The organism is Bowmanella yangjiangensis, from assembly GCF_017255015.1.
GTDB classification, from domain to species: Bacteria; Pseudomonadota; Gammaproteobacteria; order Enterobacterales; family Alteromonadaceae; genus Bowmanella; species Bowmanella yangjiangensis.
The window spans coordinates 1-438 of the sequence record NZ_JAFKCS010000609.1; the positions used below are offsets into that span (position 1 = coordinate 1).

At 71.5% G+C, this 438-nt stretch carries 1 pseudogene; it reads left to right on the top strand.

The features are described 5' to 3' along the window. Nucleotides 1–438, top strand: a pseudogene (locus tag J0A65_RS25905) (hypothetical protein); the annotation flags it as partial.

Genomic DNA, 438 nt, shown 5'->3' on the forward strand with positions numbered 1-438 from the left:
TGGTGCTGCCCGGCGCCCTGGCCAGCCGTGGCGAGCGGATCGCCCGCGAACTGGCCGACTCGGTGGTGCTCGGTTGCGGCCAGTTCTGCACCAACCCCGGCCTGGTGATCGGCATCGCCTCGCCGGAGTTCAGCCTGTTCACCGCCAACCTGATCGCCGAGATCGGCCAGCGTCCGGCCCAGACCATGCTCAATGACGGCACGCTGCACAGCTACGAGAAGGGCCTGGCAGCGCTGCACGCGCACCCGCGCATTCGCCACCTGGCCGGCCAGCCGCAGGAGGGCCGGCAGGCGCGTCCACAGCTGTTCCAGGCCGATGCCGGCCTGCTGATCGACGGTGACGCGTTGCTCCAGGAGGAGGTCTTCGGCCCGGCGACGGTGATCGTCGAGGTGGCCGACAAGGCCGAGCTGCTGAGGGCCCTGCACGGCCTGCGCGGCC